At 71.9% G+C, this 12,803-nt stretch carries 17 protein-coding genes; 2 read left to right on the top strand and 15 right to left on the bottom strand.

All coding sequences use genetic code 11. The annotated features are described in order from the left end of the window. From ACX1D3_RS09565 to ACX1D3_RS09540, 6 genes are all read right to left on the bottom strand, one after another. Window positions 1–915, bottom strand: a complete 915-nt coding sequence (locus ACX1D3_RS09565; protein WP_385899879.1) for a diacylglycerol/lipid kinase family protein — start codon at window positions 913–915, stop codon at window positions 1–3. Continuing rightward, the gene (gene tatC / locus ACX1D3_RS09560; protein ID WP_385899878.1) at window positions 912–1,700 is read right to left on the bottom strand and encodes a twin-arginine translocase subunit TatC; all 789 of its coding nucleotides are present in this window, start codon (window positions 1,698–1,700) and stop codon (window positions 912–914) included. Before tatC ends, ACX1D3_RS09565 begins: the two co-directional genes overlap by 4 nt. 86 nt (window positions 1,701–1,786) lie before the next feature. Next, window positions 1,787–2,020, bottom strand: coding sequence for a twin-arginine translocase TatA/TatE family subunit (locus ACX1D3_RS09555; protein ID WP_068750269.1), 234 nt, complete (start codon window positions 2,018–2,020; stop codon window positions 1,787–1,789). A gap of 57 nt (window positions 2,021–2,077) precedes the next feature. Then, complete coding sequence (locus tag ACX1D3_RS09550; RefSeq protein ID WP_068750271.1) at window positions 2,078–2,266, bottom strand: hypothetical protein; 189 nt, start codon at window positions 2,264–2,266, stop codon at window positions 2,078–2,080. Between the two features lie 10 nt (window positions 2,267–2,276). Further along, window positions 2,277–3,212 (bottom strand): WYL domain-containing protein, encoded by a 936-nt coding sequence (locus ACX1D3_RS09545; protein ID WP_458993658.1) that lies wholly within the window; start codon window positions 3,210–3,212, stop codon window positions 2,277–2,279. Then, on the bottom strand, window positions 3,209–4,141 hold the full coding sequence (locus ACX1D3_RS09540; RefSeq protein WP_458993657.1) for a helix-turn-helix transcriptional regulator: 933 nt from the start codon (window positions 4,139–4,141) through the stop codon (window positions 3,209–3,211). The genes ACX1D3_RS09545 and ACX1D3_RS09540 overlap by 4 nt, the downstream gene beginning before the upstream one ends. Window positions 4,142–4,215: 74 nt before the next feature. Here ACX1D3_RS09540 and gluQRS point away from each other — a divergent pair, with 74 nt between their 5' ends. Then, window positions 4,216–5,106 (top strand): tRNA glutamyl-Q(34) synthetase GluQRS, encoded by an 891-nt coding sequence (gene gluQRS / locus ACX1D3_RS09535; protein ID WP_458993656.1) that lies wholly within the window; start codon window positions 4,216–4,218, stop codon window positions 5,104–5,106. Here the strand turns inward: gluQRS and ACX1D3_RS09530 are convergent. Then, window positions 5,090–5,884: an FKBP-type peptidyl-prolyl cis-trans isomerase gene (locus ACX1D3_RS09530; RefSeq protein WP_458993655.1), complete on the bottom strand. Its 795-nt coding sequence runs from the start codon at window positions 5,882–5,884 to the stop codon at window positions 5,090–5,092. The two genes, gluQRS and ACX1D3_RS09530, sit on opposite strands and share 17 nt — an antisense overlap. 1 nt (window position 5,885) lies before the next feature. Here ACX1D3_RS09530 and ACX1D3_RS09525 point away from each other — a divergent pair, with 1 nt between their 5' ends. After that, window positions 5,886–6,098: a hypothetical protein gene (locus tag ACX1D3_RS09525; protein ID WP_458993654.1), complete on the top strand. Its 213-nt coding sequence runs from the start codon at window positions 5,886–5,888 to the stop codon at window positions 6,096–6,098. Between the two features lie 37 nt (window positions 6,099–6,135). Here ACX1D3_RS09525 and ACX1D3_RS09520 read toward each other — a convergent pair whose 3' ends face one another. The 8 genes from ACX1D3_RS09520 to pyrG form a co-directional block, all read right to left on the bottom strand. Continuing rightward, window positions 6,136–6,876 (bottom strand): pseudouridine synthase, encoded by a 741-nt coding sequence (locus ACX1D3_RS09520; protein ID WP_068750283.1) that lies wholly within the window; start codon window positions 6,874–6,876, stop codon window positions 6,136–6,138. After that, window positions 6,869–7,465, bottom strand: coding sequence for an SMC-Scp complex subunit ScpB (gene scpB / locus ACX1D3_RS09515; protein WP_458993653.1), 597 nt, complete (start codon window positions 7,463–7,465; stop codon window positions 6,869–6,871). Before scpB ends, ACX1D3_RS09520 begins: the two co-directional genes overlap by 8 nt. After that, the gene (locus ACX1D3_RS09510; protein ID WP_458993652.1) at window positions 7,462–8,289 is read right to left on the bottom strand and encodes a segregation and condensation protein A; all 828 of its coding nucleotides are present in this window, start codon (window positions 8,287–8,289) and stop codon (window positions 7,462–7,464) included. The genes scpB and ACX1D3_RS09510 overlap by 4 nt, the downstream gene beginning before the upstream one ends. Beyond that, window positions 8,286–8,636: a hypothetical protein gene (locus ACX1D3_RS09505; RefSeq protein WP_458993651.1), complete on the bottom strand. Its 351-nt coding sequence runs from the start codon at window positions 8,634–8,636 to the stop codon at window positions 8,286–8,288. Before ACX1D3_RS09505 ends, ACX1D3_RS09510 begins: the two co-directional genes overlap by 4 nt. After that, window positions 8,621–9,511: a ParA family protein gene (locus tag ACX1D3_RS09500; protein ID WP_458996519.1), complete on the bottom strand. Its 891-nt coding sequence runs from the start codon at window positions 9,509–9,511 to the stop codon at window positions 8,621–8,623. Before ACX1D3_RS09500 ends, ACX1D3_RS09505 begins: the two co-directional genes overlap by 16 nt. Before the next feature lie 114 nt (window positions 9,512–9,625). After that, window positions 9,626–10,540, bottom strand: a complete 915-nt coding sequence (gene xerD / locus ACX1D3_RS09495; protein ID WP_458993650.1) for a site-specific tyrosine recombinase XerD — start codon at window positions 10,538–10,540, stop codon at window positions 9,626–9,628. Beyond that, window positions 10,537–11,139: an NUDIX domain-containing protein gene (locus ACX1D3_RS09490; RefSeq protein ID WP_458993649.1), complete on the bottom strand. Its 603-nt coding sequence runs from the start codon at window positions 11,137–11,139 to the stop codon at window positions 10,537–10,539. The genes xerD and ACX1D3_RS09490 overlap by 4 nt, the downstream gene beginning before the upstream one ends. A gap of 4 nt (window positions 11,140–11,143) precedes the next feature. Then, window positions 11,144–12,799 carry a CTP synthase gene (gene pyrG, locus ACX1D3_RS09485; protein WP_458993648.1) on the bottom strand — a complete coding sequence of 552 codons (1,656 nt, stop codon included), beginning with the start codon at window positions 12,797–12,799 and terminating at the stop codon, window positions 11,144–11,146. Window positions 12,800–12,803 lie beyond the last annotated feature (4 nt).

The following is a 12,803-nucleotide window of genomic DNA, read 5'->3' as shown; positions in this document are numbered from 1 at the left end:
TCAGGCGACGATGAGGCGCAGCACGCCGGGGCGGCACTCGACGCGCCCGGGGACCTCGCCCATCTCCTCGCCGTCGCCCATGAGGAACAGGTCGTCGCCGTCGATCCGGACGGTGCGCGCCCGGACGCGCTCCACCAGGGGCGAGCGGACGAAGCCGCCGGTGTACACCTGCGGCAGGAGCCTCAGCAGCGTGGCGCGGGAGGCCTTGTGGATGATGGTGACGTCGAGGAGACCGTCCGCGGCGTCCGCGTCCGGCGCGATGCGCATGCCGCCGCCGAAGACGCCGGTGTTGCACACCGCCACGAGCATGGCGTCCAGCTCGCGCGTCTCGCCGTCGAGGGTGAGCCGGTAGTGCAGCGGCTCGAAGTGCGCCAGCTCTCGCAGCGCGATGTAGCCGTAGCTGAGCGGCCCGAGCCGCAGCCGGATGTCGTTGGTGGCGCGGTTGACGCGCGCGTCGTAGCCGCTGGAGACGACGGCGCCGACGTACCTCCCGCCGGCGGCGTTGGCGAGGTGGGCCAGGTCCATGACCCGGGTGCGGCGGCCGACGAGCGCCTCGACGGCCTCCATCACCGACCCCGGCACGCCGGCGCCGCGGGCGAAGTCGTTGCCGGTCCCGGCGGGGATGATGGCCAGCGTGGCCTCGGTGTCGGCGCAGGCGTTGAGCCCCAGGTGGGCCATGCCGTCGCCGCCCATGACCGCGACGATGTCGCCGTCGCGCGCCGTCAGCGCGGCGGCGCGCGTGAGGTCGCGGGCGTCCTCGTAGGAGCGCGACGTCACCACATGCAGCTCCGCGTCGTGGAGGCCCTCGTGCAGACGGCGGGCGACCTTCGGCAGCACCCGCCCCGCGCGACCGCCACCCGAGGCTTCGTTGCAGACGACGGTGACCAGCCGCCGCTTGGCCAGCTCGTAGCTCACTTGCCGTCGTCCAGGTCGACGGCGAACTCGGCGGCGGTCTCCTCGGTGATGCCGCGCTTGCGGTCCCACGACCGGCAGATCAACTCGGCGATGAAGAACATCACCGACAGCGGCACGGCCAGCGCGAGCATGGAGAAGGGGTCAGTCGACGGGGTCGCGATGGCGGCGAACACGACGCTGCCGAAGAGGACGAACTTGCGGGCCCGCTTGAGCTGGTAGCCGCGGACGACGCCCGCCATGTTGAGCGCGACGAGCACCACCGGCAGCAGGAAGGAGATCCCGAACACCAGGATGACCTTCAGCTCCATGCCGAGGAAGCTGCTCATCTCGAGCAGGTTGACGATGTCCATGTCTTCGGGCGTGAAGCTCAGCAGGACGCTGATGCCCTTGGGCCACACGAGGTAGCCCAGGGTGGCGCCGGCGAGGAACAGGGGCACGGCGGCACCGATGAACGCCAGGGCGTAGCGCTTCTCCTTCGACAGGAGGCCGGGCGCGATGAAGGCCCACACCTGGTACAGCCACACGGGGCTCGACAGCACGATGCCGCCCGACACGCAGGCGATCACGGCGAGCGTGAACGGGGAAACGACGCCGTCGTTGACGATGAGGGTCTGGGCGTCCGGCCGGGACTGCTTGAGCTCTTCGACGGCCGCGTAGTACGGCGCCATGATGACCTCGATGAGCTCGCGGTAGAAGAAGATGCAGGCGATCGAGGCGAGCGCGATCGCGAACGAGGCGATGGTCACGCGGTAGCGCAGCTCCCGCAGGTGATCCGTCAGCGACATCGTCCCGTCGGGCCCGCCCTGCGGGGGCCGCAACCACGAGAAACGGCCGGGCTTGGCGACCGGTTCAGTGGGGGCGGCGGACACGCTCAGCGCTCGGGGTTGTTCTTGCGGTCGATCTCGGGCTGGACGATCTCGGCGTCGACGACCTCGTCCTGGCGACGGGGCTCGTCGACGCTCTTGACCTCTTCCTTGAACTCACGGATCGAGCGGCCGACGCCCTTGCCGAGGCCGGCGAGGCGGGAGCCGCCGAACAGCAGGAGGGCGACGATGAGGATGATGACCCATTCCATCCCGCCGAGGGTGAAGAGAAGCGTAGGCATGTGACTCGTGAACCTTTCGTCGGCAGTGGCCGCGCCGCTGCGGTGGCATGGACCAGTCTAGTGGCGCCGGAGACGGTCGAGCTCCAGGCGCTCGACCAGGGCGCGCGCCTGGGCGCCGTGCCCGGCCAGGACGGCCAGCTCGGCGGCGACGTCCTCGACCTTGTGCCTCAGCGACGCCGCGTACACCGCCAGCGCGGCGGCTCCGGCAAGCGCGACGGCGAGGATGGCAACGACTACCCAGATCACGAGGGCGATGCTACCCCAGCGAGGCTTCGGGATAGTGCGCCAGTGCGGCCGCGGCCCGGGAGCGGGCGGCCGCCTCGATCGCGGGATCCGAGACCGCCCGCACCCGGCCGCCCAGGCGCAGCAGCAGCGAGGTGGCCCAGTCGGTGGAGGCGACGGGGAACGTCACGCTCAGCCCCTCGGGTCCCTCGGCGACGGCGGTGGTCGGGTAGTACTCGCTCACCCAGCGGGCGGACGGGTCGAGCAGCAGCGTGAGATGCACGGGCGCGTCCTCGAACCAGCCCGCGGGCGGATCGCCGTGCTCGCCCGCCCGGTCGGTGGTGGCCTCCACCGCCTCTACGCGGTCCAGCCGGAACGAGCGCCACGCGCCCCGCACCCGGCTCCACGCGTCCAGGTAGGTGTAACCGTCGACCACGTGGAGCCGCGCGGGCTCGACGACCGCCTCCGACACCCCCGGACGCCCGGGAGTCCGGTAGCGCAGCACGACCGCCGTGCCGGCCGCGACCGCCGCGCGCAGGACAGCCCGGTGGCCCGCGTCCCCGGCGGCGAGGGCCACCGTCAGCCGGTCCCCCTCGCGACCGACAGCGGCCTCGAGCTTGTCGAGCGCCGAACGGGCCGCGGCGGATTCCCCGGCCACTTCCACCACGACGCGCAGCGCGGCGAGGAGCCCCGCCGCCTCCGCCGGCCGGAGCCGCAGCGGCCGCGCCAGGACGTCGGCGTTGCGGAAGAAGATGTGACCGTCCTCGCGCGCGCCCTCGATGTCGACGTCGAACAGGTCGTCGTAGAGGCCGCCGGGCAGGCCGCAGAACTGCAGCACCTCGAGATCCTTGAGGATCTGGCGCGGCGTGGTCCCGAAGACCGACGCGGTCTCGGTGACCGTGACGCCCTGGTGGGCGGTCAGGTAGGGCACGAGGCGCAGCAGGCGCGCGACCTGGGCTTCTGATCTCATCCGGCCATCCCCCGCAGCCTCGCGATCAGTCGGCGGCGCAGGTCCTCGGGGGCGAGCAGGATCGCGTCGGCCCCCGCGGCCGCGACCTCGTCGATGACGAGGTCCTCGTTGCCCTGCCGCACCCGGTGGGCCGTGAATCCCGCGGGCAGCGGGCCGGCCCAGTCGGCGGGCTCGGCCTCGGGCCAGCTGTGCGGCACGCCGTCGCGCAGGGCCACCACGGCCTCGACGCCCACGACGGGTTCGAGCCGGGCCGCCCGCTCGTCGGCGTCGTCCGGCACGACGACGGCGCCCACCCGTCCGGTCGGCTCGGCCGCGGCGGTGAAGCGCGACAACTTGAAGAAGCGATCCTCCCCGCGGTCGGGGTCCAGGCCGAACACGTACCACTGACCCCGGCGCTGGATGAGTTTCCACGGCTGGACGCGACGCGGGCGGCCGGCGTAGCCGAAGCTCAGCTCGCGTCGCGTCGTCACCGCCTCGTAGGTCGCCTCGAAGTTCGCGTCGCGCACGGCGATGCGGGGGTGCACCGTCGGCAGCAGCGCCGGGTCCGGTGCCGCTCCCCCGGCCTGCAGCGCCTCGATCGCCTGCGCCGTGTGTGTCGCGGCGACGCTGTCCTGCCACACCTGGGCCGCGACGCCGAGCGCGGCCAGCTCCTCGGCACTGAACGCCAGCGGAGGCAGCTCGAAGTCGGCGCGGTTGATGCGGTAGCCGTATTCCTCGTCCGTGTCCGCGGTGTTGGCGCCGGTCTCGATGGGCACGCCGAGCTGGCGCAGCTCCTCCTTGTCGCGTTCGAACTGGCGCTCGAACGACGCCACCGTCCCGCCGCGGTAGCCCTCGATCATCTCCCGCAGTTCGTGCTTGGTCAGGTAGCGCCGGGTGCTGAGCAGCGCGATGAGCAGGTTCAGCAGCCGTTCGGATTTCCTCGCCGACATGACACCTCCGACGGTCAGGGTATCCGCACCTGCCGCCGTTCGGCGGCGACCCGCCCGGTGGCAGCATGGGCGCCATGCATATCGACCGCTACGCGCCCAGTCCGACGTCGGACCTGCACCTGGGCAACCTGCGCACCGCCATGGCGGGCTGGCTGTTGGCGCGCCGCGAGGGCGGGCGCTGGCTGATGCGAGTCGAGGACCTGGACAGGGCGCGGGTCCGGGCGGCGGACGGGACGGAGCGCCGCCAGCTGGACGCGCTGCGTCGGCTGGGGCTCGAGTGGGACGGCGAGGTGGTGCGGCAGTCCGAGCGGCTGGAGCTGTACCGGGCCGCGGTGGCGTCCCTGCCCACGTACGAGTGCTTCTGCACGCGTCGGGAGATCGCGGAGGCGTCCTCGGCTCCGCACGGCGGCTATCGCCCGTACCCGGGCACCTGCCGCGGGCTATCCGACGCCGAGCGGTCCCGGCGCAGGGACGAGCGGCCGCCCGCGATCCGGGTGGACTCCGGTGGTGCGGAGTTCACGGTCAACGACGCCACGGCCGGCGAGGTGACGGGCCCGGTCGACGACTTCGTGCTGGTCCGCAACGACGGACAGTTCGCGTACAACCTGGCCGTGGTCGTCGACGACATCGACATGGGGGTGACGCACATCACCCGCGGCGTGGACCTGCTGGAGTCCGCGCCGCGCCAGGCGTGGCTCACCCGGCAGCTGGGCGGCTCCCCCTCGAGGTACGCCCACATCGGCCTGGTGGTCAATCCCCGCGGCGAGCGCCTCGCCAAGCGCGACGGCGCCGTGACGCCCGACGATCTGGGCCTGGAACCGGCGGAGGCGGTGGCGCTGCTCGCGTCGTCGCTGGGGCTGGGTCCGTGCCGGAGCATGGACGAAGCGCTGGCCGCCATGCCAGGCGACCAGCGCTTCGTCGGGGGCGCGGTGTGGTCCGAGGGGGCGCTCAGCCCGTCACGTTGAGCAGGTCGATGACGTAGATGAGCGTCTGACCGGGGGCCAGCGACGGGGTGGCCTGCGGAAGGCCGTCCGGGTACGCCTTGTCCGGGGGAACGACGAGCAGGACGCGCGATCCGGCGGTCTGCCCGATGAGACCCTCACTCCAGCCCGCGATGAGGTCGGCGACGGGGCCCTCCTGCGGCTGCCACGCATCCTGCCACAGCGTGCCGTCGTACGTCCACGCCCGGTAGCGGACCTGGATGGTCGACTCCGCGGTCACGGGGGCGCCGGGGCCCTTGATGAGCGGCTGCACCGTCAAGGTGGTGGGGGCGGCGGTCCCGGCGGGCACCGCGATCTCCGGCTTGCCGTCGGTCATCGTCACGGTCGGCAGGCCCGCGGCGGGCGCGACGGTCTCGCCGGTGGCGTCGTCGAAGTTGGCCGACAGGATGTCGACCACGAACACGATGCTGTCGCCCGCCTGGATGCTGCCGTCGGGCGTGCCGTCAGGGTAGCCATCCTCGCTGGGCATCCCGATGAGCACCCGGGACCCGACGGCCTGGCCCTCGAGCCCCTTCTGGAAGCCCGGCACGACGCCCTGCAGCGGGAAGGTGGCCGGCTCGCCGCGCTCGTAGGAGCTGTCGAAGATCTCGCCCGTGGTGCCGTTGACGCCGACGTAGTTGATCGTCACCACCGAGGACTCGGTGAGCAGCTGCTCGCCGCCCGGCTTGAGGACCTTCGACTGCGTCGACGCGATGCCCCACGGCGCGGGCACCGTGACCTCGGGGGTCTCGCCGTCGCTCACCGTGACCAGGCTGAGGTCCGGCGACGGGCTCACCGACTGCGACGGGCTGGGGCTGACGCTCGGGCTGGCGCTCCCGCTGGCCGAGGGCGATGCGGACACCGACGGCGACGCGCTCGGCGAGGCCGTCTCGTCGGCGTCCGAGCAGGCGGACAGGGCGATCAGGGACACGGCGGCCGCGCCGGCCAAGGCTCGGCGGAGCGTGCGGGCGGAGTGAGTCACGCCCGGAATGCTAGCCCAGGCCCCCAAAGGACCTACAGCTGGACCAGGTCGAGCAGCGCGCCGAGCTCCTCGCGGGTGAGGTCGCGCGTCTCGCCGGAGCGCAGATTCCCGAGCCGGATCGGGCCGATGCCCGTGCGCGACAGCCGGTCGACCGGATGCCCGACGGCGTCGAACATGCGGCGCACCACGCGGTTGCGGCCCTCGTGCAGCGTGACCGAGACCATCGTGCGGTCGGCGGCGCGGGAGATCAGCTTGACCTTGTCCGGCTTGACCGGCCCGTCCTCGAGCGTCACGCCCTTCTCGAGCCGCTTGAGCGTGCGGTTGTCCATGACGCCGGCCGCCTGGACGACGTAGGTCTTGGGGACCTCGTAGCTGGGGTGGGCGAGCCGGTGCGCGAAGTCGCCGTCGTTGGTCAGGACGATGAGGCCCTCGGTCTCGGTGTCGAGGCGGCCGACGTGGAACAGCCGCTCCTTGGTGCGCGGCAGGTAGTCCGCCAGCGTCCGGCGCCCCTCCGGGTCCTCCATGGTCGACACGACGCCCCGGGGCTTGTTCAGCACCAGGTACAGGTGGCGGCGCGGCGGCGGGATGCGGGCGCCGTCGACGCGGATGTGGTCGGTCTCGGGGTTGACCCGGCGGCCCTGCTCGGTCACGACCTGGCCGTTGACCTCGACCCGCCCCTCGTCGATGAGGATCTCGCTGGCGCGCCGCGAGGCGATCCCGGCTGAGGCCAGCACCTTCTGCAGGCGGATGCCCTCGGTCTCGTCGTCAGCCATCGCTCGTCTCCTTCGTCACCTGGGCGGCTTCCGCCGCCTCCGCCGCGGCCATCTGACCGAGCTCAGCCTCCAAGGCTACGGCGTCGGGCAGGAGCGGTGCCAGGTCGGGCAGTTCCCGCAGCGAGTTCAGGCCCAGCTTCTGCAGGAACAGGGGGGTCGTGCCGAACGTCACGGCGCCCGTGACGGGGTCCTCCCCCGCCTCCGAGATCAGCCCGCGGACCAGCAGCGTCTTGACGACGCCGTCGACGTTGACGCCGCGCACCGCCGCCACCCGGCCTCGCGACACGGGCTGCAGATAGGCGATGACCGACAGTGTCTCCAGCGCCGCCTGCGTGAGCCGGGACCGCTGGTCGGACACGAGCCAGGCCTCGAGGACGTCCGCGACCGCCGGGTCGGTGGCGAAGCGCCATCCCCCGGCCACGGCGCGCAGGCGGATGCCGCGGCCGTGCTCGTCGTAGAAGTCCGCGATGGCCGCGAGGTCGCGCTCGACGTCGGGCAGCGGCGCGTCCAACGCCGCCGCGAGGTCCGCGGCCGCCACCGGCTCGGTGGCCATGAGGAGCATGGCCTCGAGGGCGGGGATCAGACTCATGTGTCCTCCAGTTCCGGTTGGGGGCCGTAGTCGTCGACGACGTCCGCGGTTCGCTCGTCGCCGGCCGTCCAGCGCACGGTGAGCTCGCCGAGCGGGGTCAGCTGTTCCAGGGCCACCTGCCGGGCGCGGAAGAGTTCGAGCACCGCCAGGAAGCGCACCACCGCCGTGAGCCGGTCGCTCCCGGCGATCAGGGCCCGGAAGGATGCGGCTCCGTCGCGGCGCAGCCGATCCGCCAGGAGGGTGACCTGCTCGCTGAGGCTGACGGCCGAGCCGTGGAGGTGCGTGAGCTCCACCACGGGCTCCGGCCGGGGGGTCATGGCCGCCGCGGCGAGCCGTGCCACGTCCGCGGGCGTCAGGTGCAGCTCCACCTCGGGCAGCACCGCCCGGAAGTGCTCCTCCAGCCCGCCGGGACGCCAGTGGGTGGTCTCCGCCGCGGTCATCGTCTCCGCCAGCCACTCCGCGGCCCGCTTGAAGGCGCGGTACTGCAGGAGCCGGGCGAACAGCAGATCGCGGGCCTCGAGCGCGGCGATGTCATCCGGGTCGGCCACCTCGCCTCCCGGCAGCAGCCTGGCCGCCTTCAGGTCCAGCAGGGTGGAGGCGACGACGAGGAACGCGCTGGTCTTCTCGAGATCCCACCCCGCCCCTCCGTCCCTTACGTGGGCGATGAACTCGTCGGTGACCTGGGACAGCGCCACCTCGGTGACGTCGAGTTCCCGGCGGGTGATGAGCTGGAGAAGCAGATCGAACGGCCCCTCGAAGTTGGTGAGGTGCACCTCGAACCCCTCCACGCCGTCGTGGCGCTCGGAAGCCCTGGGCCGGTTCACTGCTGGGTGAGCTCACTCACGAGGAAGCTCTCGGCGCCGTTGGCCGTGAGGTCCGCCACGGCCCGCGACACCGCCAGCCGCACGATCCGGCCGCGGTCCACGCGGATGCCGTGCGCCCGCCGGAGCTCGAGGTTGGCGTCCTCGAGCGCGATGAGCTCCTCGTCGCTGAAGTACACCGTGATCTTCTGCGAGTGCCGCACCCGTCCGGTCGCCGGCGCGGTGGTCTCCGCGCTCGGCGCCACCGGGTCGGCGGGCGGCTCCGGCTCGACCTGCACCGGCTCCCTGGTGGGCCGGAACAGCTCGGAGGCGCCGGGGAGCGACGCGCGCCGGTTCACTGGTCCTGGCATCGCTGGAGCACCTCCCGGGCCAGTTGGCGGTAGGCGTCCGCGCCGGGCGAGGCCGAGGCGTAGGTGGTGATCGGCTCACCGGCCACCGTGGTCTCCGGGAACTTGATGGTGCGTCGGATGACGGTGTGGAACACGTCGTCGCCGAACGCCTGCACCACGCGCTCCAGCACCTCGCGGCTGTGCAGCGTGCGGGCGTCGTACATGGTGCCGAGGATCCCGAGGAGCTGGAGGTCCGGGTTGAGCCGGTCCTGCACCTTGGAGATGGTGTCGGTGAGCAGCGCGATGCCGCGCAGCGCGAAGAACTCGCACTCCAGCGGCATGATGACGTAGTCGCTGGCGGTCAGCGCGTTGATGGTGAGCAGGCCCAGGCTGGGCGCGCAGTCGATGAGGATGAAGTCGTAGTGGGGGCGCAGCTTGGACAGCACCCGCATGAGGGTCTGCTCCCGCGCCACCTCGCTGACCAGCTGGACCTCCGCGGCGGAGAGGTCGATGTTGCTGGGCAACACGTCCAGCCCCTCGACGGTGGTGGGCGTGATGACTTCAAGCGGGTCGGTTCCGCGGGTCAGCAGGAGGTTGTAGATCGAGACGTCCAGGGTGTGGGGGTTGACGCCGAGCCCCACCGAGAGCGACCCCTGCGGGTCGAAGTCCACGAGAAGCACCTTGCGGCCGAGCTCCGCCAGCGCCGCCCCCAGGTTGATGGTGGTGGTGGTCTTCCCCACCCCGCCCTTCTGGTTGCACATCGACACGATGGTGGCGTGCTTCCGGCCGGGGGCCACCGGGGCAGGCTCCGGGAAGACGGGCAGCGGGCGGCCCGTCGGCCCGATGCCACCGGGGTCCACCGCCGACGACGATGCGGGCAGGCCGCCCGTGCTGATGGGGGGTTCCTCGAACAGCCCGTCTTCCGCCACCTGTCGGCCTCCTCGTCTCACGTTCGATCCAGCCTAGTGGTTATCCCCATCGGTTCGCCGGGGGCCGCTGCCATCGTCGGGTCAGCGGGCCCGCGGGTGGGCCGCGGCGTGCACCTCCCTCAGGTGCTCGATCGTCACCAGTGTGTAGATCTGCGTGGTGGCGACCGACGCGTGGCCCAGCAGTTCCTGGACCACCCGGAGGTCCGCCCCGCCGTCGAGCAGGTGGGTGGCGAACGAATGCCGCAGCGAGTGCGGCGACACGTCGGTGGTCACACCCGCAGCCCTCGCCACGGTCTGGAGCACCGCCCAGGCCGACTGGCGGCTGAGCCGGCGTCCCCGCAGGTTGAGCAGGAGCGCGGGATCGTGTCGCGAGCTGCCGGCGGCGAGCACCGGCCGCGACCGCACCAGGTACGCCTCCACCGCGGCGGCCGCGTAGGAGCCGATCGGCACCACCCGTTCCTTACCGCCCTTGCCGAGCAGCCGCAGCCCCGCCTCCGGAGCGGCCAGGCTGGCCCTCACCTCGTCGACGTCGAGGCCGCACACCTCGGAGACCCGGGCGCCGGTGCCGTAGAGCAGTTCCAGGAGCGCCGCGTCCCGGAGCCCGACGACATCGCCCCGGTCGGGCGCCTCGAGGATGCGGGTGACCTCGTCGACGCTGAGGGCCTTGGGCAGGTTCTGCTGCAGCTTGGGCGGGGAGATCTCCACGGTCGGGTCAGCCTCGGCCAGCCCCTCCGCGGCGGCGAACCGGTGCAGCATGCGGACGCTGACGACGTGGCGGGCCACGGATGATCTCGCCTGCGTGGTGCTGAGCTCGCGGACGTACTCGCTGACCTCCACCGGGGTGACGTCGCCGATGTCGCGGACCCCCCGGGCCTCGAGGAAGTCGGCGTACGCGCCCAGGTCGCGGCGGTAGGCCGCCACCGTGTTGGTCGCGAGCCCGCGCTCGGCCCGCGCGTGGTTGAGGTAGTCGCTCACCGCATCGGCGACGAGGGTCATCCTCGGATCGGCCACGGCGCGTCGGGCGGGCGCAACCCGTCGAGCCGCCCGGCCGCCCTGGCCACCTCCAGCGCCAGGATCCCGGCGACGAGGGTGGGGCTCTGGCACTGGCCGGCGAGCACCGCGTCCACGAGGTCGGCCCGCGGCACCCAGTCCCACGTCATGTGCGCCTCCTCGCCCTCCAGCACAAATCCGTCGGGTCTCTCGGCGGGGCTGAGATCGCGCGCCAGGAAGATCCTCAGCGACTCCTCGCAGGCGCCGGGGGTGGTGCACATGTCCACCAGAGCGTCCCACCTCGACGCCTGCAGCTCCGCCTCCTCGGCCAGCTCCCGCTGCGCCGCGACCACCCACTCCTCGCCGTCGAGATCGAGCAGGCCCGCGGGGATCTCCACGAGCTCCATCCTGACGGGATGCCGGTACTGGCGCAGCACCGCGATGTCGTCGAAGTCCTCACGCCACGCCACGACGGCGACGGCACCCGGGTGCGTGAGGTACTGCCGTGTGATGACGTGGCCCGACGGGGTGGTGAGTTCCTCGTCGACGAACGCCGAGATCCGCCCCTCCCCCAGCACCGTGCGGGAGCGCACAGGCCAGCTCATCGGCTCATCCATGCGCATCTGCCGCGTTCTCCTGTCGCGCGAGGGCGGCGCCGATCAGCCCTGAGAAGAGCGGGTGGGGCCTCGTCGGCCGCGACTTCAGTTCGGGGTGGGCCTGGGTCCCCACGTAGTAGGGGTGGACGTCCGCGGGCAGCTCCACGAACTCCACCAGCCGGCCGTCGGGTGAGGTGCCGGAGATCACGAGCCCCGCCTCCTCAAGCCGCCCGCGGTAGGCGTTGTTGACCTCGTAACGGTGCCGATGGCGTTCGGTGACCTTCCCGGCCCCGTAGGCAGCGGCCACCACGCTGCCCTCGGCCAGGGTGGCCGGGTAGGAGCCGAGGCGCATGGTGCCGCCGAGGTCTCCCCCGCCGTCGACGATGCTGACCTGCTCCGCCATGGTGGCGATCACGGGATGGGCGGTGTGCGTGTCGAACTCGCTGGAGGCCGCGTCGGGGATGCCTGCGAGGTTACGGGCGGCCTCGATCACCATGCACTGCAGGCCGAGGCAGAGCCCCAGGGTGGGGATCCGGTGCTCGCGGGCGTACGTCAGGGCCCCGAGCTTGCCCTCGACCCCTCGGATGCCGAACCCGCCGGGGACGCACACGGCGTCCACGTCGGAGAGCTTCTCCGCCGCCCCCTCGGGGGTGTCGCAGTCGTCCGAGGCCACCCAGCGGATGCGAACGCTCGCCCAGTGGGCGAAGCCGGCGGCGCGGAGGGCCTCGGAGACCGACAGGTAGGCGTCGGGCAGGTCGATGTACTTCCCGACCAGGGCAACCGTGACGCTGTGGCGGGGGTGCTCCACCCGCTGCAGCAGGTTGTCCCACGCCTTCCACTTCACGTCGCGGAAGCTCAGGTTGAGCCTGCGCACCACGTAGGCGTCGAGCCCCTCGTCGTGGAGCACCTTCGGGATGGCGTAGATGCTGGGCGCGTCCGGGCAGCTGACCACCGCCTCCTCGTCCACGTCGCACATGAGGGCGATCTTGCGCTTGAGCGGTTCCGAAATCGGCGACTCGGATCGGCAGACGATCGCATCGGGCTGGATGCCCACCTGGCGCAGCGCGGCCACCGAGTGCTGGGTCGGCTTGGTCTTCATCTCGCCCGAGGGCTTGATGTAGGGCACGAGGGAGACGTGGAGGAAGAACACGTTGCCGCGGCCGATCTCGTGGCGGACCTGGCGCGCGGCCTCCAGGAACGGCAACGACTCGATGTCGCCGACGGTGCCGCCGATCTCGTGGATCACCACGTCGACGCCCTCGGACTCCATGGCCATCATGCGGTCGCGGATCTCCCCGGTGATATGCGGGATGACCTGCACCGTGTCACCCAGGTAGTCGCCGCGCCGCTCCTTCGCGATGACGGTGGAGTACACCTTGCCGGTGGTCACATTCGCGTCCCCGGACAGGTTGACGTCCAGGAACCGCTCGTAGTGTCCGATGTCGAGGTCGGTCTCCGCGCCGTCCTCGGTGACGAAGACCTCGCCGTGCTGAAAGGGGTTCATCGTGCCCGGGTCCACGTTGAGGTACGGGTCGAGCTTCTGCATAGTGACGCGAAGCCCGCGGGCGACGAGCAGGTTGCCGAGGCTGGAGGCCGTGAGTCCCTTGCCGAGCGACGACACCACTCCGCCGGTCACGAACACATGCTTGGTGATCTTCGAGTTGTCCACGGAA

Source organism: Tessaracoccus yangjingae, from assembly GCF_054483935.1.
This window is presented reverse-complemented; position numbering and strand designations above follow the sequence as displayed.

Coding starts and splice junctions, on each gene's coding strand:
- ACX1D3_RS09545 (WP_458993658.1), bottom strand. CDS start 3,212: ATGAGATCAGAAGCCCAGGTCGCGCGCCTGCTGCGCCTCGTGCCCTAC.
- xerD (WP_458993650.1), bottom strand. CDS start 10,540: ATGACCCTCGTCGCCGATGCGGTGAGCGACTACCTCAACCACGCGCGG.
- tatC (WP_385899878.1), bottom strand. CDS start 1,700: ATGTCGCTGACGGATCACCTGCGGGAGCTGCGCTACCGCGTGACCATC.
- ACX1D3_RS09540 (WP_458993657.1), bottom strand. CDS start 4,141: ATGTCGGCGAGGAAATCCGAACGGCTGCTGAACCTGCTCATCGCGCTG.
- ACX1D3_RS09555 (WP_068750269.1), bottom strand. CDS start 2,020: ATGCCTACGCTTCTCTTCACCCTCGGCGGGATGGAATGGGTCATCATC.
- scpB (WP_458993653.1), bottom strand. CDS start 7,465: ATGAGTCTGATCCCCGCCCTCGAGGCCATGCTCCTCATGGCCACCGAG.
- ACX1D3_RS09490 (WP_458993649.1), bottom strand. CDS start 11,139: ATGAGCTGGCCTGTGCGCTCCCGCACGGTGCTGGGGGAGGGGCGGATC.
- ACX1D3_RS09520 (WP_068750283.1), bottom strand. CDS start 6,876: ATGGCTGACGACGAGACCGAGGGCATCCGCCTGCAGAAGGTGCTGGCC.
- gluQRS (WP_458993656.1), top strand. CDS start 4,216: ATGCATATCGACCGCTACGCGCCCAGTCCGACGTCGGACCTGCACCTG.
- ACX1D3_RS09505 (WP_458993651.1), bottom strand. CDS start 8,636: ATGCCAGGACCAGTGAACCGGCGCGCGTCGCTCCCCGGCGCCTCCGAG.